This window comes from Rhodocista pekingensis, from assembly GCF_042665545.1.
GTDB lineage: Bacteria > Pseudomonadota > Alphaproteobacteria > Azospirillales > Azospirillaceae > Rhodocista > Rhodocista pekingensis.
In genome coordinates this window covers 18808-38572 of the sequence record NZ_JBHTCM010000004.1, presented here as the reverse complement: position 1 = coordinate 38572, position 19765 = coordinate 18808, and the positions used below count along the sequence as shown (strand labels likewise).

Sequence of the window (19765 nt, the reverse complement as noted above, 5' to 3'; positions counted from 1 at the left end):
CCCTGCCGTGACCGGACCCGGTTCCATCGGCCATTATGTCGCGCACGCCGAGGCCTATGCCGAGGCGCTGCTGGGCCACGACACCAGCGACAGCCGCGCCCGCTTCCTGGCCCTGCTGCCTGCGCGGGCGGCGATCCTCGATCTCGGCTGCGGGCCGGGCCGCGACCTGCGGGCCTTCGCGGCGGCCGGCCACGCGGCGGTCGGGCTGGACGCCTGCCCGGCCCTGGCCGCGCGCGCCCGGGCGGAAAGCGGCTGCGAGGTCTGGGAGCGGGACCTCCTGGCCCTGACCCTGCCACCGGAGCGCTTCGACGGCATCTTCGCCCAGGCCGTGCTGATGCATGTACCGACGCCGCTGCTGGAGCCGCTGCTGGCGGAGCTGGCCCGCGCGCTTCGCCCGGCGGGCGTGCTCTACTGCTGCGATCCCACGGGCGACGGTCTGGAGGGCTGGGATGGCGACCGCTGGATGTCCTTCCGCCGGCCGCAGACGACGCGGCGGCTGCTGCACCGGGCGGGGTTCGTTCCGGTGGAGGAATGGCGCCGGCCGCCGGGCGTGCCGCGCCGCCGGCAGACCTGGCTGGCCGGTCTCTGGCGCCGGGAAGCCTGACCGGGAAAGCCTGAACAGAAAAGGGCGGGAGCCTGCGCCCCCGCCCTTCCCGGACCGTGCGGAATACCGCGCCGTCACTCGGCGGCGGCATGCACCTTGGTGGCCGGCAGCAGCCCGAGGCTGCGCCCGATCTGGGCGAACAGGCCGATGGCCGTCTCGATCTGCTGCGGCGTGTGCGCCGCGCTGACGCTGGAGCGCAGCAGGGGGAGATTGTCCGGCGTGGCCGGCGGCAGCGCCAGATTCAGGTACAGGCCGTTGTCCAGCAGCATGTTCCAGAAGGCGATGGCGATCTCCCGGCTGGGCAGGGCGATGGAGACGATGGGGTTCGCCTCCGGCCCGACCCGGAAGCCGAGGCCCTTCAGCCCGTCGTACAGGCGGCGGGCATTGGCCGTCAGCCGCAGGCGCAGCGCCGGTTCCTCCTGCATGCGGTGCAGCGCCTGCATGGTGGAGGCGATGACCGACGGCGGCAGCGAGGCCGTGAACATGTAGGGCCGGCAGGCGACGCGCAGAATGTCGAAGTCCGGCAGGTCGGAGACGCAGAAACCGCCGACGGCGCCCAGGCTCTTGGAGAAGGTGCCGACGATGAAATCGACATCCTGCTCCACGCCCGCGGCCTCGGCCAGACCGCGGCCGTGCGCGCCGAGCACGCCCATCGAGTGCGCCTCGTCCACCAACAGGAAGGCGCCCGTCTCGCGCTTGACCTGGGCGATCTCCTTCAGCGGCGCGGTATCGCCGAGCATCGAATAGATGCCCTCCACCACCACGAGCTTGTTGCCCGGATGCGTGGACAGGCGGTTCAGCCGCTTGTAGAGATCGTCGGGATCGTTGTGGCGGAAGCGCACGACCTGCGCCTGCCCCATCTTGCAGGCGTCGTAGATGCTGGCGTGGCTGTCGGCGTCGATCACCAGGATGTCGTCCTTGCCCACCAGCGTGGACAGGATACCCAGGTTCGCCTGATAGCCCGTCGTGAACACCATGCAGTGCTGGCGCCCGTAGAAGCGGGCGAGGGCGGCCTCCAGATCGCGGTGGCCGGCATAGCTGCCATTCGCGATGCGGGACCCGGTGGTGCCGGTCCCCTGCTCGACCACGGCCTCCACGGCCTTGTCGATGCAGCTCTGGTCGAAGGTCAGCCCCAGATAGTTGTTGGTCCCGAGCAGGATCGTGCGGCGGCCCCCGAGAATGCCCTCAGTCGGCGAAACGATCCGATCGAACTGGACCGAGAAGGGATCGTGACCAAACTCTCTGAGCTTCTCATAGGCCTCCCGCAGCGGTGCGAATTTCGCGAGTATGGTCATGTTCTAGTTGCCGCCCCGGAGTTCATTGATGGTTCTCGCAAGGTCGCCCACGGTTTCCACTTCCGCGATCTTGTCGAGAGGGATTGAGACGTCGAACTTGTCTTCAAGAACCATGACGAAGTTCATCACTGCCAGCGAATCCAGCCCCAGATCGCGGGTGATGTTCGTTTCAGGGGTTATGACGACGCCCGGAGTCAAGCTGGGCCCGAGAGCACGGATAATCTCTTCAATGATGGCGCCGTTATCGGAGTTCATCTAACCATGCCGTCAAGTTTGCAATGTGACCGCGGTCACTCCACCCGTGAACTCGCCCTATCAGAAATCGGTCACGTCGCCGTAAGGTAAGTGCAACGTCCGCTGATGCAAGCAGAAACCTTCCAGGGCGATTCCCGTCCCCCGGATAACCGGGGAAATGATTGTAAATCAGCAACACCCCGCTAGACGACGGCCAGCCAGCCCCTCTCGCGGTACCATGCGGCGGTCGCCGCGAACCCGTCGGCCAACCCGAGTCGGGGTGACCACAGCTCCGGCGGGGGCATCCGGTCGGGCCGGACCGACCAGTCCTCGTGCAGGATCTCCCGGACCTTGTCCGCGGTGAGCATGACCGGCCGGCCGCTGACCCGGGCGCGGAGGCTGCCCATACGGCCAAGCAGGTGCAAGGCCGAATTCGGCAGGGGGATGCGCCTTGCGCGCCGGCCCACGGCTGCCGCTGCCGCGTCCAGCAGTTCATCCCAGCCATAGCCGGCGGATCGCGGATCGGCCAGTTCGAACGTGCTTCCGGCCGGTCCGCCGGGCCGGGCCAGCGCCGCCACGGCCGCCGCCGCCTCCTCCACCTGGATCAGCGCCAGCCGTGCTTCCGGGCCGCCCAGGACGGGCACGACGGGGCCTGCCGCGGCCTTGAACAGGGCCAGCGTCTCCCGGTCCCAGGGACCGTACACCGCCGGCGGCCGGACGACGCACCAGTCCGCCGTCGCCGCCGCGGAGACGGCCGCCCCCTCCCCCGCCCGCTTGCTGGCGGCATAGGGGGAAAGCTCCGGCTCCCGCGCGGCGAGGCTGGAGACGACCAACAGGCGGGCGCCCGCGGCATGGCCGGCCAGCGCCGCCCCCACCCGAGCGGCCCCGCCCTCGTTGACGGCGAAGAAGTCGCTGGCGGTGGCGGCCTTGATGAGTCCGGCCGCATGCACCACGGTCGCCGCCCCGGCGACCAGCCGCGCCAGCGCCGGCGCGCAGGCGAGGTCACCCGGCACCACCTCCAGCGGGATGTCGCGGAACAGCGGATGCACCGGGTCCTGGCGCGCCAGGATGCGGACCTGGAAGCCCTGACGGTGAAGCGCCCGGACCAGGAACCGGCCCAGGAAGCCGGTGGCGCCGGTGACGGCGGCGACGGGAGACGGGCCGTCCATGCCCGGCGGGATCAGGCGGCGGGACCGGCCGCGGCGGCAGCGCCGGCGGACGGGGCGGCCGGCGGAACGAAGGCACCGGCGAGGAACATCTGCCGGGCGCGCGACCGGCTGAGCTTGCCCGATGAGGTCTGCGGCAGCGAATGCGGCGGCACCAGCACGACCGCCACCTCCAGCCCGTGGGCGGCGCGCAGCACCCCGGCCACGGCCCGGCGCAGATCCTCGCGCGCTTCGGGGTCGGTGGCGCGGCACTGGACCAGAACCGTCACCGTCTCGCCGGCATCGCTGTCCACGGAGAAGGCGGCCGTGTCGCCGCTGCGCAGCGACGGCACCCCCGTTTCCGCGGTCCATTCCAGGTCCTGCGGCCAGATGTTGCGGCCGTTGACGAGGATCAGGTCCTTGGCGCGGCCGGTGATGACGATCTGGCCGTCCGCCACGTAGCCGAGATCGCCCGTGTCCAGCCAGCCGTCCGGCGACAGCACCTGCGCCGTCTCTTCCGGCCGGCCGCGGTATTCCCGCATCAGCGACGGGCCGCGGGCGAAGATGCGGCCGACGCGGCGTTCGGGCAGGACCGTTCCGTCCTCCCCGCGCACCTGGACCTCGTGCTCCGGCAGGGCCGGGCCGCAGAGCACGAACTCCCGCGCCCGCACCGCCTCCCCGTCGGAGGGCACGGCGACGCCGTCATTCTCCAGCCGGTCGAGGTCGGCAGTGTCGGTGACGATGCCGCGGTCCAGGGGGGCGAAGCTGAGCGCCAGGGTGGCCTCGGCCATGCCGTAGCTGGCGACGAAGGCCTCCCGGCGGAAGCCACGCGGGGCAAAGGCCTCGGCGAAGCGGGACAGCACCCGCGGCCGCACCATGTCGCCGCCGATCCCGGCGACGCGCCAGCGCGACAGGTCCAGCGTCCCGGTCGAGGCCGTCTCCGCCCGGCGCGCCGCCAGCTCGTAGCCGAAGCTGGGGCTGTAGGAGAGCGTGGCGCCGTTGTCCGTCATCAGTTGCAGCCACAGCAGCGGCCGCCGGGCGAACTCGCGCGTCGCCAGGAAGTCCACGCTGAGCTGGCTGGTCAAGGGCGCCAGCAGGAATCCCACCAGCCCCATGTCATGGTAGAGCGGCAGCCAGGAGACGCAGCGGTCTCCAGGGCGCACCTGGAGGCCATGCCGCGTGATGCCGGCCGCGTTCGCCATCAGCGCCCGCTGCGTCACCGCGACGCCCAGGGGGAACCGGGTGCTGCCGGAGGAGAACTGGAGATAGCAGAGGCTGCCCGGCTCCACCCGCGGCAGGTCCACGCCGTCGGCCGGACCGTCGGCGATCTGCGACAGCGTGCCCGCCGCCTTCAGGTCCAACCCGGCCACGGCCGCGGCAAGCCAGTCCTGGAGGAAGGCGGGGGCCAGGGCCGCGGCGGCGCCGGCACTCTCGATCATCCGGCGGATATGGTCGATATAGGCTTCCTTGCCGCCGAAGGCCGCCGGCAGCGGCATCGGTGCCGGCACCAGCCCGGCATACTGGCAGGCATAGAAGGCGCGCAGGAAGTCGCCGTCGGTCTCCGCGATCATGGCGACGGTGTCGCCCGGCCGCAGCCCCGCCTTCAGCATCCGCCGGGCGAGGTCGATCGCCTGCTCGCGCAGCAGCGCATAGGGCAGGACCTCGGTCAGTTCCCCCTTGCCCGAATAGAAGTTGAGACCGCTCCGCCCCCGCGCGGCGTAGTCCAACGCCTCCGTCACGGTGTCGAAGTCGGCCAGACGCAGGGCAGGGAGGGTGCTCTCGGTCGGGGTCGGACTCTGCATGCCTGCAACACACCGCCCTTGCAGGCGGAAAGGGGTTGATCCCGTAGGATGAAGGCGATTGGTTAGCATCGACCGCCGCGCCGGGCAATCGTCGTCCCCGTGGCCGCCCCCGGGGAACGGCCCGGGCCATACCGTCGGACCAGCGATGCCCATGGATTCCACAGAAGCCGACAGCCCTTCCGCGGAACGGATCGCCCTGGTCCTGCATGGATTCGAGGCCGGTGGGGCGCAACGCCGCACCCTCGCCCTGGCCGGCGCCCTGGCCGGGCTGGGCGCGCACATCGACCTGCTGGTGGTGCGGGCCGACGGCCCGCTGCGGGCGGAACTGCCGCCGACGGTCCGGCTGACGGTGGTCGGCGGCCCGGCCGCCCGCCTGCCGGGCCGCTCCCTGCGCATGGCCGCGGCGATCCCCGCCCTGGCCGCCTGGGTCCGGCGGGAGCGGCCGGACGTGCTGATGGCCGCGGCCAACCATGCGGCGCTGGCCACCGTGCTGGCCCACCGGCTGGCCGGCGTGCCCGGCACGGCGCTGGCCGTGCGGGTCAGCAATGCCATGGTCGGCGGCCGCGAGCGCCTGCGCGACCGGCTGCGCCGCTGGGCCGTGCGCCGGACCTACGGCGCAGTGGATGCGGCGCTCTGCGTCTCCGCCGATCTGGCGCGGGAGACGGCGGCCCTGGTGCCGGAGCTGGCGGACCGCGTGGCCGCCATCCCCAACCCGGTGGTGGAGGATGACGTGGCGGCGCGGGCGGCGCTGCCGCCGCCGCACCCTTGGCTGGCCGACGGCGGCCCGCCGGTGATCCTGGGGCTGGGGCGGCTGGTCCGGCAGAAGGACTTCCCCACCCTGCTGCGCGCCGTGGCCCGGGTCTGGAGCCGGCGGCCGGTGCGCCTGCTGATCCTGGGCGAGGGGGAGGAGCGCGGCTGGCTGACCCGGTTGGCGGAGGATCTGGGCATCGCCGCCAGCGTGGCGCTGCCGGGTTTCGTGCCGAACCCCTTCCCCGCCCTGGCGGGGGCGGCGGGCTTCGTCCTGTCCTCCCGCTGGGAGGGCATGCCCGGGGCGCTGATCGAGGCAATGGCCGTCGGCTGCCCCGTCGCCAGCACCGACTGCCCCGGCGGCAGCAGGGAGATCCTGGAGGACGGGCGGCTCGGGCCGCTGGTCCCGGTGGGCGACGATCTGGCGCTCGCCCAGGCCATCGAGACGTTGCTCGACCGCCCGGCGGACAAGGCGGCACTGATGGCGCGGGCGCGGGACTTCTCCGTCGCCGGTGCGGCCCTCGCCTACCGCGACGCGCTCAGGGATGCTGCGGCCCGGGCTGCCCGCCGCTGCGGCCGAACCAGCGGATGACCGGCAGCAGCAGCGCGACGAAGATGAAGAGGGATGCCGCCAGCGCCGCCCAGCCGGCACCGATCAGCCCCACCGTGTCCAGCAGCAGCAGCAGCAGCGGCACGTAGAGCGCGGTGGACCAGAGCCGGACCCGCAGCGCGGCACCGGCATGGCCGGTGGAGATCAGCAGCGGCTCCAGCGGGAAGGCCCAGATGCCGACCACCGCCCCGGCGACCAGCCAGAGCATGACCGGGAACGCGGCCACGAACTCCGGCCCCACGATCACCCGCAGCACCCATTCGCCCAGCAGCCAGACCGCCACCATCATGACGGTCGCCACCAGTCCGGCCAGCAGGGCCGAACGCTGCATCAGCCGTCGGATGCCGGCGATGTCGCCGGCGGCGTAGAGCCGGGCCAGCTCCGGATAGATGGCCGGCACCAGCAGCTTCGCCGGCTTGGCCAGGGCGTCGGCGAACTGACGCGCGATGCGGAACAGCGCCGCCTCCCGCGTGCCCAGGAAGGCGCCGGCCGCCAGCGTGCCCATGTGGGTGAAGGCCAGTTCCAGCGTCGTGTTCAGGTTCGTCGTCCAGACGAAGCCCCAGATGCCGGGGAACCCCGCCGTCAGCCCGCCGCCCCGCCAGCGCCAGCCCGCCAGCAGGCCGCCGCGGGACAGCTCGCGCCAGCCCGCGGCGATCAGGAAGACACCGGCCGCGGCCGTCGCCACGTACCAGGCCACAAGGAAGGCGCCGAGTCCCCCGCCCGCCGCCCAGACCGCCGCCCCGGCCAGGCAGCGCACGGCGGCGCCCACCGTGCTCTGCCAGGCCAGCAGGTCGAAGCGGTCGACCAGGCGCAGCACGCCCGTCGGCGTCGCCGTCACCATGAACAGACAGGAAGTGACGTACAGCATGGCCGCCGGCAGCACCTCGTCCGGCCATCCGAAGGCCGGCCCGGCCAGCCCGGCCACGGCCACCGCCAGCGCCATGCCCAGCACGGCGCTGATCCCGTCCAGCAGCACCGTGAAGCGGATCAGACGCTGGAAGTCGCCCCGCCTCTCCTCCCGCAACGCCGGCGTGCCGTAGCGCAGCACCGCCTGCCAGGACTGGAACTTGGCGATCTCCCCCACCGCCTGGGTGAAGGTATGGATCAGCACCAGCACGCCGAACTGCTCCACCCCCAGCCCGCGCGCAGCCACCGCCAGGGCGCCCAGCCCGAAGACGGCGTTCAGCGCCTTGCCGCCCAGCAGCTTGGAGGCGTTGGCGAGCAGCCGGCGCAGCAGCGTGTCGCGCAGCCAGCTTCCATGGGACGGGGAGGGACCGGGGGGCGTAGTCATCGCGGATCACCTAGCAGGAAGCCGCAACCGCCGCCAGAGGACCGCGGACCCGGCCCAGGGCCTGCGCCGGACGAAGAGCTGACCGCCGGAAGCGCGCCTTGTGACCCATGTCACTTTTCGCCTTTCTGCTGCATTCTACTTCTATCCTGAGAAGAAGGTTTGCCTGCGCTCCGGTCGGCAGCGCCGCCCCAGCCGGTTCGCCCGCGTACCCCGACATGTCCGAGGTCCCCTCCGTGCCCCCCTTCCGCACCGTGCTCCGCTCCGCCCTCCTCGCCTCCGCCCTCGGGGTGTTCCTGACCGCCACCCCCGGACCCGACGGTGCCGCGCGGGCCGAGCAGTGGGCACCGCGCACCTCCCCCATCGTGCCGGTGCCGACGGCGCCGGTGCCCCCCGCCGGCAGGGCGCCCGTCGGGGCCGAGGAGGACGTGAACGATCCGCTGGAGCCGGTGAACCGCGGCATCTTCTGGTTCAACGAGGCGTTCGACGTGGTCCTGTTCCGGCCGCTGGCCGAGATCTACCGGGCGGTGGTGCCGGACCCGATGCAGGTGGGCGTGCGCAACGTGCTCCAGAATCTGCGCGCGCCGCTGGACCTGACCAACCAGATCCTGCAAGGCGACTGGGACGGGGCGGGCACGGTCACCAAGCGGTTCGTCATCAACAGCACGGTCGGGCTGGCCGGGCTGATCGACGTGGCGGCGAAGAACGGCCTTCCCTACGAGTATGAGAGCTTCGACCAGACGCTGGCCGTCTGGGGCGTGCCCGAAGGGCCGTACATCGTGCTGCCGCTGCTCGGCCCCTCCTCCCTGCGCGACGGCCCGGCCCTGTTCGCCGAGTCCTGGGCCGATCCGGTGGCGCGTCTGGCCGACGGCACCGACCGCGAATGGATCAACTACACCCGCATCGGGCTGGTCGCCATCGACGCCCGCGCCAGCTATATCGAGGTGGTGGACGATCTGCGGGCCAACAGCTTCGACTACTACGCCGCCCGCCGGTCGCTGTACCGGCAGCAGCGCAACGGCCTGATCCGCGACGGCCGCAGCGATCCGAACCAGTTCCCCGAAATCCCCGATTACGACTGACGCGGGAACAGCGCCCCGTCAGGAACCGTCGCGGCCCCTTTCCGGTTGTCCGGCCATGCCGGAACGGACGGAGGCCGCATGGCCGAGGACCTGTCGCCCGCCGCGGCCCCGCCGCTGATCGCCGATGACGCGCTGGAACCACTGCTGGCCGCCGATCTGGACGGCTGGCAGATGGCCGGCCAGGGCCGCTTCTTCTGGGCCGCGGACGGAGTCCTGGAGAGCGAGGGCGGGCCGGGCATCTTCTGGTACGCCGACTCGGTCTATGCCGACTTCCTGCTGCGGGTGGACTGGCGCGCCCGGTCACCGGAGGACAATTCCGGTGTCTTCCTGCGCATCCCGCCCCTGGCCCATGATCTCGGCCCCGCCATCCGGCTGGGCTACGAGGTGCAGATCGACGACCGCGGCGTCGATCCCGAGGCGGACCGCCTGGACAGTCCGCTGCATCTGACGGGGGCGGTCTACCGGCTGGCCGCAGCGCAGGAGCGCCTGTCCCGTCCCCTCGGCGGGTGGAACCGCTTCGACATCGCCTTCCGTGGCCCCTGCCTGAGCGTCTGGCTGAACGGCACGCCGGTCAGCCGGCTCGACCGCGGCAACCGCCGGCCGGAAGGGCATGTCGGGTTGCAGGCCCACCACCCGGGCTCCCGGGTCCAGTTCCGTAACCTGCGCATCGCCCGGCTGTGACGGCCGGCCTCCCTTTCCCCCAGTCCGACAGACCCAGTCTGAAAGGAGTGCGAGCATGAACCAGCCGCAGCCGCTTCCCCCGACCCGCCCGCCCCTGCCGAACGAGGACCTGCCCGGACAGGGCATCCCCGGACCGGGGCGGGACCTGCCGGGCCGCGACCTGCCGGGCCAGGACATCCCGCCCCAGCCCGGGGAGCCGCAGCCTGTTCCCGTGCCGCAGCGCCCGCCGCCCGGCACCTTCCGCGCCTGACGAATTCGCCGCCCCTCACAGTCACCGGGGCATACTGTGTCGCAACGATAGGAGTGGTGCGGATCGGCAACAGGCATCGGTAACCGGGACCGGCCGACCGGCAAGGGATGACGATTCGCTGCGCTGCGGTGTTGGGGCGTCGTGGAACGCAACAACACGGAGATATCTGATGAAGCATCGTCTCGCCGGCGCTACGGCGCTCGTCCTTCTCGTCGCCACGGCCCCGGCGCTCGCCCAGGGCACCCGCAGCGGGGACAGCGGTCCCTACATCCGCGGCAGCCTGGGCTATTCCTGGTCCTCGGAGGACGAGATCGACTATTCGCCGCTCTGGGGCATCGGCGCGGGCTACCGGATCAATCCCAACCTGCGCGTCGATCTGACCGCCGACTGGCGCGACCGCTACATCGTCGAAGGCGGCCGCGGCTTTGCCGCCGGCGGCCTGCCGATTAACAGCGAGGTCGACAACCGGACCCTCATGGTCAACGCCTACTACGATTTCGGCGCCTTCGAGCTGATGGGCAACCGCCAGCAGGTGCGGCCCTATCTGGGAGCCGGCATCGGCCTGTCCACCACGAAGGTGGACGACGTGGACGTGATCATCGCCGACCAGAACCGGCTGGAACGGTTCTTCGGCAGCGATGACGACCAGTTCTCCTGGCAGCTCATGGCCGGCGCGCAGGTGGAGACCGGCAGCGGCCTGTTCTTCGACCTGGGCTACCGCTACGTGGACCTGGGTAAGGTGCAGCTCTCCTCCACCAGCGGCGTCCTGGACGAGGATCTGCGCGCGCACGAACTGGTCGCCACACTCGGCTACCGCTTCTGACGGGAACGGCCACGATCGCACCGGCCGCCGGAACTCCCGGCGGCCGGTTCCGGTTTCCCTGTCCTCTCCCGTAGACGCAGCTGTAAGGACCCGGCATGGACAGTTCCCGCGCCAGGACGCCCCGCACCGTCATCGTCACCGGCGGGACCGCCGGGGTGGGCCGCGCCGTCGTGGCGGCGCTTGCCCGCCGCGGCGACCGCATCGGTATCATCGCCCGCGGCACCGACGGGCTGGCGGCGACCCGGGCCGAGGTCGAGCAGCTGGGCGGCCGCGCCCTGGAGCTTCCCTGCGACGTGGCGGATGCGGCCGCGGTCGAGGCGGCGGCCGACCGGGTGGAGCGGGAATTCGGGCCCATCGACCTCTGGATCAACGCGGCCATGTCCACGGTCTTTTCCCTGGTGAAGGACCTGGAACCGGCGGAGCTGCGACGCGTCACGGAGGTGACCTATCTCGGGTCCATGCACGGGGTGATGGCGGCGCTGCGGCGGATGCTGCCACGGAATGCCGGCACCATCGTGCAGGTCGGGTCCTCCCTCGCCTACCGCGGCATCCCCGTGCAGGCCGCCTATTGCGGGGCGAAGCACGCCATCAAGGGATTCCTCGACAGCCTGCATGCCGAACTGCTGTACCTGCGTAGCGATGTCCGGCTGACCACCGTTCACATCCCCGCCGTGAACACGCCGCAGTTCGACTGGGCGCGCACCCGCATGGGCACGCAGCCCCGGCCCGTCGCCCCCGTCTTCCAGCCCGAAGGCATCGCCGGCCACATCCTGGAGGCGGCGGACAACCCGGCGCGGGAGCACTGGGTCGGCGGCTCCACCCCGCTGGTGATCCTCGGTTCCTTCGCCGCCCCGGGGCTGGCGGACCGCTATCTCGCCGCGACGGCGGTGAAGGGCCAGGGCACCGGCGACCCGCTTCCCGCCGACCGCGAGGACAACCTGTTCGAGCCCGTGGCGGGGCTGCACCGGGCGCACGGCCGCTTCGATGCGGAGTCGAAGCAGGTCGGTCCCTCCCTCACCGCCGCGGCGGCGCGCCTGGTGGCGGCCGGAAGCCTGCTGGCCCTGGGCGGCGGGCTGGCGCTGGCGGCCGCGGCCGGCAGCCGGAAAGGCAGCGCCCGCCCCGGCCGCGACTCCCGTCTCAGAACGTCCCGTCTCAGAACGGCAGCCAGGGTGCGATGACCGGCAGGAGGTTCCGCAGGCTCAGCAGCACGATGACCACGCCGACCAGGATCATCAGCGGCCGGTCCGGCAGGCGCCGGGTCACATAGGCCGCGAACGGCGCCGCCAGCACGCCGCCCAGGATCAGCCCCGCGATCACCGGCCAGAGATGCAGCCCGATGGTCACGACGAAGGTCGCGGAGACGACGGCGGTGACGAAGAACTCCGCCAGATTGGTCGAGCCGATGGCGTAGCGCGGCACCGTGCCGCCGCCGATCAGGGTGGAGGCGACGAGCGGCCCCCAGCCCCCGCCGCCGATCGCGTCAAGAAAGCCGCCGGTCAGTCCCAGCGGAACCAGCCGCTTCGGAGGCGCGTCCGTGACTTCCGTCCGGCGCAGGGCCTTCCAGAGAATCAGGCCGCCCATCGCCATCAGGTAGAGGGAGACGAACGGTCGGATCGCGTCGCCGGGCACGGATGACAGCACATAGGCGCCGAGTGCCCCGCCGACCATGCCGGGCAGCGCCAGCCGCAGCACCAGCCGCATCCGCACATTGCCCGCGATCCAGTGGGAAAGACCCGACGCGCCGGTCGTGAACACCTCCGCCGCATGGACGCTGGCACTGGCGGTTGCGGGGGGAATGCCGAGGCTGAGCATCACCGTGGTGGCGGTGACGCCGTAGGCCATGCCGATGGCCCCGTCCACGATCTGCGCCGCGAAGCCGACGGCGGCGAAAAGAAGAATCTGGTCGAGCATGCCCCTCCGTCGGCGGAGACCGGCCCTTGCGCCCCGGCACAGGCCGGTCGATGCCGGGGCGGCATCCTATACCGGGAGCGGGAGCCTCGTCGCCAGCGTCGGCAGCGGGATCGCCCGGAGCCGGAAGCGGCAGGGGAACAGACGGCAGGGGGAACAGGTGGTGCGGCGCTGCGTTGCCGACCAGACATCACCGCCTCGCCCCATCGCCCCGACCGCCCCGATGGCCGGATGCCCCAGCTCTTCCGCCCCCGTGCCGACATCCTGTTCCGCTCGGCCCTGGCTGCCGCCGCGGTCCTGTTGTCGGGCTTGGTCCTGCTCGCCGCCGGCGTGCCGGACCCTGCGGTGTTCCGCCGGGCCGGGCCGGCACCGGCGCAGCCGGTGGCCTTCAGCCATGCCCGGCATGTCGGAACGCTGGGGCTGGACTGCCGCCACTGCCACAGCTCCGTGGCGACCGCCCCCGAAGCCGGATTTCCGCCGATGTGGACCTGTATGACCTGCCATCTGGCCATCGACCCGCCGGCGGAGATGCCCTTCGTGCTGATCTGGCAGCGGGTGCAGGCGCTGCCCTCGCACACCTATTTCCACCATGGCACCCATGTCGCGGCCGGGGTGGGCTGCGCCACCTGCCACGGCGATGTCTCCACCATGGAGCAGACCCGCCCGGTGCGCGACTTCGGCATGGGCTGGTGCCTGGACTGCCACCGCGATCCGGCCCCGCATCTGCGCCCGCCCGAGGCGGTGTTCGATCTGGACTGGCGGTCACCGCCGCACCGACCGGAGAACGGGCCGGCCCTGCTGGCGGCCCGCGGCATCGAGCCGACCCTGCTGGACCACTGCCATGTGTGCCACCGATGAGCGGCGGCCGGCGGCATCCCCTGCGCCGGGACTGGCCGGCGCTGGACGCCCTGCCCGAGGCGTCGCGGCGCGACGTGCTGCGCAGCATGGCGGCCAGCTTCGCCCTTGCCGCCGCCGGCTGCGACGGCCCGCCGCCGCCGGAGGCCGTGCCCTATGTCCGCCAGCCGGAGGAGCTGGTGCCCGGCCGGCCGCTGACCTATGCCACCGCCGTCTCGCTCTCCGGCTGGGCGCGGCCCGTGCTGGCGGAGGTCCACATGGGCCGGCCGACCCGGCTGGACGGCAACCCGCGGCACCCGGCGGGCAGCGGCGCCGCCGATCCCTTCATGCAGGCGGAGGTGCTGACCCTCTACGATCCCGACCGCTCCCGCACCGCCGTGATCGACGGCCGCCCGGCCGGGGAGGAGGAGGCCGACCGCGCCCTGGCAGGACTGGCCGACACGCTCCGGCGGACCGGCGGGGACGGCGCCCGGCTGCTGACCGGGCGGATCACCTCCCCCACCCTGTCCCGGCAGATCGCGGCCCTGACGGCCCGCCTGCCCGGCCTGCGCCGGCATGTCTGGGAGGCGACGGGCAGCCCCGCCGCCGATGCCGCGATGCGGATGGCCTTCGGCCGGCCGCTGCGGCTGCGTCCCCGGCTGGACCGGGCCGCCGCCCTGGTCTGCCTGGGCGCCGACCCGCTGGGTCCCGGCCCGGAGCAGCTCGACCATGCCGCCCTCTGGGCGGAGCGGCGGAAGGCCGTGCGGGAGGGCCGGCTGCCGCCGGGGCCGCTGCTGGTGGCGGAGGCGACGCCGAGTCTGACCGGGATGCAGGCCGACGGCCGGCTGCCGGTGGCGGAGGCGCGCCTGCCGCTCCTGCTGACGGCGCTGGCGCAGGCCCTGGGCGAGTCCGGGGCGGAACCGCCGGACCTGACCCCGGCGGAGCATGCCTTCGTCGCCCGCGCCGCCGCCGCCCTGGCGGAGCATGCGGGACGGGCGCTGCTGCTGACGGGCGGGCATCTCCCGCCGGCGGCGCAGGCGCTGGGTCACCGGCTGGCCCTGCGCCTGGCACCGCGACTGGCCCCCCGACTGGACGCGGCCGGCACGCTGCTGGAAGCGACGGAGCCGGTCGCGGACCCGCTGGATGACCCGGACACCGGCCTTGCCGCGCTGGCGCAGGACATGGCGGACGGCCGCGTTTCCGCACTGCTGATGATCGGCAGCAACCCCGTCCAGGATGCGCCCGCCGGGCTGCACATCGCGGAACTGCTGGCACGGGTGCCGTTGACCCTGCATGCCGGGCTTTACCGCGATGAGACGGGCATGGCCGCCGCGTGGCACCTGCCGCTGGCGCATGAGCTGGAGAGCTGGGGCGATCTGCGCGCACCGGACGGTACCGCCACCATCGTGCAGCCGACGGTGCGCCCCCTGGCCGGCCGGCCGGCGGCCGGGCTGCTGTCCCGTCTGCTGGGCGAGCCCGCGTCCGCCCTGGACTGCGTGCAGGCCACCTGGCGGGAAGCCTGGGGCGACGCGGCGTTCGCGGCCCGCTGGCAGGAGGCGCTGCGGCTGGGCTTCGTCCGCGGCAGCGCGGCCCCGCCGGTCCCGCTGAGGGGGACGACCGCCGCCCCGCCGGCGGCACAGGAGAGTCAGGCCGGGACAGGGCCGGAGGGCGACGGGCTGGAGATCGTCTTCCGTCCGGACCCGACGGTCTGGGACGGCCGCTACGCCAACAACGCCTGGCTCCAGGAACTGCCGAAGCCCCTGACCACCCTGGGCTGGACCAATGCCGTCGGGGTGTCCCCCGCCCTGGCCCGAGCGCTGGTCCTGACGGACGGGGATCTGGTGGAGGTGGCGGCGGGGGGCCGTGCCGTCCGGGGTCCCGCCCTGGTCCTGCCCGGACAGGCGGAGGGGACCCTGACCCTCTGGCTCGGCTACGGACGGACAGCGGCGGGGCGCAACGGCACCGGGCTGGGCTACAACGCCGCCACGGTGCGCGGCTGGGCGTCGTTCTGGCGGCGGAGCGGGGCGGCGCTGCGGCCCCTGGGCGGACAGGCACCGCTGCCGCTGGCCCAGCGCGAAGGGCGGATGCACGGCGGGGAACTGGCGCGCAGCGTGCCGCTGGCGGACCCGACGGTGCCGGTCCCCGCCGCCGCCCCGCCGCCGCCGTCGCTGCATCCCGACTGGCCGATGCCCGGACAGCGCTGGGCGATGGCGGTGGACCTGGACGCCTGCATCGGCTGCATGGCCTGCGTCGTCGCCTGCCAGGCGGAGAACAACATTCCCTCCGTCGGTCCGGCGGAGATGGCACGCGGCCGTGCCATGCACTGGCTGCGGGTGGAACGCTACTGGACCGGCGCGGAAGAGCGGGAGGGCGCGCGCTTCCTGCCGGTGCTCTGCATGCACTGCGAGAAGGCACCCTGCGAGGTCGGCTGTCCCGTCAACGCCACGGTCCACGGTCCCGACGGGCTGAACCAGATGGTCTACAACCGCTGCATCGGCACCCGGACCTGCGAAGCCTACTGCCCCTACGAGGTGCGGCGCTTCAACTACCTGGACCACGCCGCGGCGGACATCGCGGCGGCCGTGCCGCAGCGCAATCCGGACGTCACCGTGCGCGCCCGCGGCGTCATCGAGAAATGCACCTACTGCGTCCAGCGCATCCGGACCGCGGAGAACGACGCCGCTGCCGCCGGCCGGCCACTGGCGACGGACGCCGTCACCACCGCCTGCGCCGCCGCCTGCCCGACCGGTGCCCTGGTCTTCGGCGACCTGGACGATCCCGCGAGCCGCGTTGCCGCCCTGCATGCCCAGGGCCGGGCCTATGTCCTGCTGCGGGAACTGGGAACGCGGCCGCGCACCTTCTATCTGGCGCGGGTCGATGCCGGCGGCGGAGGCGCGGCATGACCGGGACCACCCCCGCCCCCCTGCCGCAGCGCCCGGACGCCGCCGTCACCGGAGAGCTGACCGCGCTGGCGCTGCGCCCCCCCGGCCACGGCTGGGACCGGCCGGCCCTGCTGCTGGCGCTCCTGCTGACGGGGGTGTTCGGGCTGTCGGTCTGGAAGCTGCTGGCCGACGGCGTGGGCGTCTGGGGCCTGAACCACCCCAACGTCTGGGGCTTCGACATCGTGAACTATGTCTGGTGGATCGGGCTGGGCAATGCCGGGGCGATCATCTCGGGCCTGTTGCTGCTGCTCGGCCATGGCTGGCGCAACGCGCTGAACCGGCTGGCCGAGGCGATGACCCTGTTCAGCGCCGCCGTCGCCGGCCTGTTCCCGATCCTGCATCTGGGCCGGCCCTGGCTGTTCTGGTGGACCATCCCGCACGAGAACGCGCTGGGCCTGTGGCCCAACTTCCGCAGCCCGCTGATCTGGGACGCCTTCGCCGTGATGACCTATCTCGGCGTCGTCGGCCTGTTCTGGTATGTCGGCCTGATCCCCGATCTGGCCACCCTGCGCGACCGCGCCGCGCATCCCGTCTGGCGGCGGGTCTACGGCATCGCCGCCCTGGGCTGGCGCGGCTGCGGCAGCCACTGGGCGCGCTGGCGCCTTGCCTACCGCACCATCGCCGCGGTCAGCGTGCCCTATGTCGTGCTGATCCACACCGGAGTCGGGCTGCTCTATGCCGGGGCGCCGCTGCCCGGCTGGCACAGCACGGTGTTCCCGCCGCTGCTGATGATCGGCGGCACGCTCGCCGGCTTCGCCACCATCGCGCTGCTGTCCGCGGCGTTGCGCCGGGGGTTCGGGCTGGCCGACCTGATCACGGCGGGCCACCTGGACCTGCTGGCGAAGATCATGCTGGCGACGGCGCTGCTCTATCTCTACGTCCACATCGCGGAGATCTGGACGCTGCTCTACCGCGCCACCCCGGCGGAGCTGCACATCCTGCGCGACCGTGTCTCCGGCCCCTTCGCGCCCTATGCCTGGGCCGGCTGGATCGGGTCCATCGCCGTGCCGCAGTTCTTCTGGCTGCCGGCCGTGCGCCGCCGGCCCTGGGCGGTGGCGCTGATTTCCGCCGTCATCATGCCGGCGGTCTGGGCCTCGCACTACATGCTCCAGATGGGACCGCTGTCGCGCGGCATCTTCCCGGCCATGTGGCAGCCCTATCTGCCGACGGTGTGGGACTGGGGCGTCTTCGCCGGCTCGATCGGACTGTTCCTGCTGCTGCTGGTGCTGTTCCTGCGGGCCGTGCCGGCCGTCTCCATCTTCGAGGTGAAGGAGGCCCTGCGCGACGAGCGGGAGGCATCGGCATGAGCACGGCGGCCCTGCTGGGGGAATTCGCCGGACCCGACGCGCTGGAAGCCGCGATGGAGGCGCTGCGCCGCCGCGGCTTCACCCGGCTGGAAGCGCACGCGCCCTATCCGCTGGACTGGATGCGCCGGCAGGCCGGCGTGCGGCGCTGGCCCCTGCCGGTCGGAGCCGCCGTGGCGGCGGCCGGCGGGTTCGCGCTGAGCCTTGCGGTACAGGCCCATGCCCATCTCGACTACCCGCTGAACGTCGGCGGGCGGCCGGTCCTGGCCTGGGCCGCCTTCCTGCTGCCCGCCTTGCAGTTCGCCGCCCTGTCCGCGGTCATCGCCGCGGCGGTCGGGATGCTGCTGGCGAACGGGCTGCCCCGGCTGCACCACCCGCTGTTCGAGGTGGAGCGGTTCCGCGCCGTCACCGACGACGGCTTCTTCCTGTCCGTGGCGGCGGCCGACCCGCTGTTCGCCCCGGGACGGGTGGAGACGGCACTGCGGGAGGCGGGCGCCCTGCGGGTCTGGGAGGTGCCGGGATGAGACGCGCCCGCTTCCCGCTGCCGCCGCTCCTGCTGCTGGCCGGCCTGACCGCCTGCGGCGACGGGGCGATCCCCGCCCGCATCGACGCCTACGACGCGCCGCGGACGCTGTGGGACCTCTCGGGGGCCGAGCCGCCACCGACCGGCACGGTGACCGTGGGGCAGACCGCCGCGGAGGGCGGCACCGACGCGGGGCGCGGGGCCGAACTGTACGGCATCCTCTGCGCCCCCTGCCATGGTGCCCGGGGCGCCGGCGACGGGCTGGTGGTGGGGCGCTACGTGCCCGCCCCGCCGCCCCTGGACCTGCCCCGCCTGCGCGCCGCCGACGACGCGGCGCTGCTGGCCGTGATCGCCCATGGCCACGGCCGGATGTACGGCTTCGCGGACCGGACCGACGCCGCGGCGCGGCGGGCGATCCTGGCGCATCTCCGGATGCTCCAGTCCGGCGGCATGCCCGAGGGGGACACCCCATGAGCACCACCCCGCCCCGCCGTTTCGCCGCGGCATCGCTGGCCGTCGCGGCGGTCGGTGCGGCCCTGTCCGTGGCCCTGGCCCTGGGCGGCGACGCGGATGCGGCCGTGGCCGCGTGGCACGCCGCCGTCGTGGTCTGGAGCGCCATCCCGGTCGGCTGTGTCCTTCTGCTGCTGCTGAACCACCTGATCGGGCGCGCGGTGGTGCTGCCCGCCGTGCTGGAGGCCGGCTGCCGGACGCTCTGGCTGCTGGCCGTAGCGATGCTGCCGGGCCTGCTGGCGCTCGACCGCATCTATCCCTGGACGGCGGCGGACTTCGTGCCGAGCGGACCCTTGCAGTCCTGGTGGCTGACCGGCCCCGCCTTCCTGCTGCGCACCGCGCTCTACTTCGCCGTCTGGATCGCGCTTTCCGAGGCGATGATCCGGGAGGACCGCAGCGTCGGCCCGCGGCACAAACGGCCGGGACTGGCGGCGGCAGGATTGGTGCTGCACTCGATCATCGCCTCCTTCGCGGCGGTGGACTGGATCATGACCCTGACGCCCGACCATGCCTCGGCCGCGTTCGGCATCGTCTACGCGGCGCACCAGGCCGCGGCGGCCCTGGCCTTCGGGGTGCTGGCCGACCATCTGGTCTCACGCGAGCGGGAGCCGGAGGCGACTGCGCGGGGGCTGCTGATCGCCGGGGCGCTGGCCTGGGGCTATATCGCCTTCTTCGAGTATCTGACGGTCTGGACGGGGGACCTGCCGCATCTGGCCGTCTGGTTCCTGGAGCGGCAGGGTGGCGTCTGGCCGTCCCTGCGCTGGCTGGCGGGGCTGCTGACCCTGGCCGGCGTCGCCCTGGCGCTGGCCGCCCCCCTGGGGCGGGCGCGGCGCTGGCTGCCGGCGGCGGCCGGGCTGCTGCTGGCGGCGCAGATCGCCGAGGCGTTCTGGCTGGTGCTGCCGGCGGCCAAGGCCGGCCCGGCCCTGTCCGCCGCCTTCGCGCTGACGGTCGGCGGGCTGTGGTCGGCGCTGTTCTTCCGCGTCCTGGCCCGGCGTCCGGAACACCGGCCGGGGCGACAGACGTTGCCCCCCGGAGCCGCACCCCTGCGGCACCGGACCCGACAGCAACCGGAAGGAACACCATGATCACGGCGATCCCCGCCCGGGAGCCCCCGGCCGGCATCAGGCCGGACCGTGCCGGCCCCTATCCGACACCCCCCCAGCCACAGCCGGACCGCCCGCCG

The 19765-nt window shown here is 73.1% G+C and carries 19 protein-coding genes; 13 read left to right on the top strand and 6 right to left on the bottom strand.

The features are described 5' to 3' along the window. Window positions 1-7: 7 nt before the first annotated feature. A complete protein-coding gene (locus ACFQPS_RS00770) occupies window positions 8-604 on the top strand; it encodes a class I SAM-dependent methyltransferase (protein ID WP_377355604.1) in 597 nt (198 codons plus the stop codon). A 74-nt stretch (window positions 605-678) separates the two neighbouring features. Here ACFQPS_RS00770 and spt read toward each other — a convergent pair whose 3' ends face one another. The 4 genes from spt to ACFQPS_RS00750 form a co-directional block, all read right to left on the bottom strand. Beyond that, a complete protein-coding gene (gene spt / locus ACFQPS_RS00765; protein WP_377355602.1) occupies window positions 679-1899 on the bottom strand; it encodes a serine palmitoyltransferase in 1221 nt (406 codons plus the stop codon). Between the two features lie 3 nt (window positions 1900-1902). Further along, complete coding sequence (locus ACFQPS_RS00760) at window positions 1903-2154, bottom strand: acyl carrier protein (RefSeq protein WP_377355601.1); 252 nt, start codon at window positions 2152-2154, stop codon at window positions 1903-1905. A 182-nt stretch (window positions 2155-2336) separates the two neighbouring features. Next, the gene (locus ACFQPS_RS00755) at window positions 2337-3302 is read right to left on the bottom strand and encodes an NAD-dependent epimerase/dehydratase family protein (RefSeq protein WP_377355599.1); all 966 of its coding nucleotides are present in this window, start codon (window positions 3300-3302) and stop codon (window positions 2337-2339) included. An 11-nt stretch (window positions 3303-3313) separates the two neighbouring features. Further along, complete coding sequence (locus tag ACFQPS_RS00750) at window positions 3314-5080, bottom strand: fatty acyl-AMP ligase (protein ID WP_377355597.1); 1767 nt, start codon at window positions 5078-5080, stop codon at window positions 3314-3316. Between the two features lie 151 nt (window positions 5081-5231). Between ACFQPS_RS00750 and ACFQPS_RS00745 the strand changes: the two genes are divergently transcribed. Then, window positions 5232-6419, top strand: a complete 1188-nt coding sequence (locus tag ACFQPS_RS00745) for a glycosyltransferase (protein ID WP_377355596.1) — start codon at window positions 5232-5234, stop codon at window positions 6417-6419. On the opposite strand, the gene ACFQPS_RS00740 is transcribed toward ACFQPS_RS00745, so the two are convergent. Further along, window positions 6367-7728 (bottom strand): lipopolysaccharide biosynthesis protein, encoded by a 1362-nt coding sequence (locus tag ACFQPS_RS00740; RefSeq protein ID WP_377355594.1) that lies wholly within the window; start codon window positions 7726-7728, stop codon window positions 6367-6369. The two genes, ACFQPS_RS00745 and ACFQPS_RS00740, sit on opposite strands and share 53 nt — an antisense overlap. Window positions 7729-7943: 215 nt before the next feature. Between ACFQPS_RS00740 and ACFQPS_RS00735 the strand changes: the two genes are divergently transcribed. From ACFQPS_RS00735 to ACFQPS_RS00715, 5 genes are all read left to right on the top strand, one after another. Beyond that, on the top strand, window positions 7944-8807 hold the full coding sequence (locus tag ACFQPS_RS00735) for an MlaA family lipoprotein (RefSeq protein ID WP_377355593.1): 864 nt from the start codon (window positions 7944-7946) through the stop codon (window positions 8805-8807). A 78-nt stretch (window positions 8808-8885) separates the two neighbouring features. Then, complete coding sequence (locus tag ACFQPS_RS00730) at window positions 8886-9488, top strand: 3-keto-disaccharide hydrolase (protein ID WP_377355591.1); 603 nt, start codon at window positions 8886-8888, stop codon at window positions 9486-9488. 55 nt (window positions 9489-9543) lie between these two features. After that, window positions 9544-9738, top strand: a complete 195-nt coding sequence (locus tag ACFQPS_RS00725; RefSeq protein WP_377355589.1) for a hypothetical protein — start codon at window positions 9544-9546, stop codon at window positions 9736-9738. A gap of 169 nt (window positions 9739-9907) precedes the next feature. After that, window positions 9908-10561 (top strand): porin family protein, encoded by a 654-nt coding sequence (locus tag ACFQPS_RS00720; protein WP_377355588.1) that lies wholly within the window; start codon window positions 9908-9910, stop codon window positions 10559-10561. 95 nt (window positions 10562-10656) lie between these two features. Continuing rightward, entirely contained in the window at window positions 10657-11739 is a 1083-nt protein-coding gene (locus ACFQPS_RS00715) for an SDR family oxidoreductase (RefSeq protein WP_377355586.1), read from the top strand. On the opposite strand, the gene ACFQPS_RS00710 is transcribed toward ACFQPS_RS00715, so the two are convergent. Further along, a complete protein-coding gene (locus ACFQPS_RS00710; RefSeq protein WP_377355584.1) occupies window positions 11714-12472 on the bottom strand; it encodes a sulfite exporter TauE/SafE family protein in 759 nt (252 codons plus the stop codon). The two genes, ACFQPS_RS00715 and ACFQPS_RS00710, sit on opposite strands and share 26 nt — an antisense overlap. Window positions 12473-12700: 228 nt before the next feature. Between ACFQPS_RS00710 and ACFQPS_RS00705 the strand changes: the two genes are divergently transcribed. Genes ACFQPS_RS00705 through ACFQPS_RS00680 form a run of 6 tightly spaced genes read left to right on the top strand, consistent with a single transcriptional unit; the run spans window position 12701 to window position 19667 of the window. Further along, window positions 12701-13327: a cytochrome c3 family protein gene (locus tag ACFQPS_RS00705; protein ID WP_377355582.1), complete on the top strand. Its 627-nt coding sequence runs from the start codon at window positions 12701-12703 to the stop codon at window positions 13325-13327. Beyond that, window positions 13324-16206, top strand: coding sequence for a 4Fe-4S dicluster domain-containing protein (locus ACFQPS_RS00700; protein ID WP_377355580.1), 2883 nt, complete (start codon window positions 13324-13326; stop codon window positions 16204-16206). The genes ACFQPS_RS00705 and ACFQPS_RS00700 overlap by 4 nt, the downstream gene beginning before the upstream one ends. Beyond that, a complete protein-coding gene (locus ACFQPS_RS00695) occupies window positions 16203-17552 on the top strand; it encodes a hydrogenase (RefSeq protein ID WP_377355578.1) in 1350 nt (449 codons plus the stop codon). The genes ACFQPS_RS00700 and ACFQPS_RS00695 overlap by 4 nt, the downstream gene beginning before the upstream one ends. After that, window positions 17549-18073, top strand: coding sequence for a DUF3341 domain-containing protein (locus ACFQPS_RS00690; RefSeq protein WP_377355577.1), 525 nt, complete (start codon window positions 17549-17551; stop codon window positions 18071-18073). Before ACFQPS_RS00695 ends, ACFQPS_RS00690 begins: the two co-directional genes overlap by 4 nt. Next, entirely contained in the window at window positions 18070-18546 is a 477-nt protein-coding gene (locus ACFQPS_RS00685; protein ID WP_377355575.1) for a c-type cytochrome, read from the top strand. The genes ACFQPS_RS00690 and ACFQPS_RS00685 overlap by 4 nt, the downstream gene beginning before the upstream one ends. Beyond that, a complete protein-coding gene (locus tag ACFQPS_RS00680; protein WP_377355573.1) occupies window positions 18543-19667 on the top strand; it encodes a hypothetical protein in 1125 nt (374 codons plus the stop codon). Before ACFQPS_RS00685 ends, ACFQPS_RS00680 begins: the two co-directional genes overlap by 4 nt. Window positions 19668-19765 lie beyond the last annotated feature (98 nt).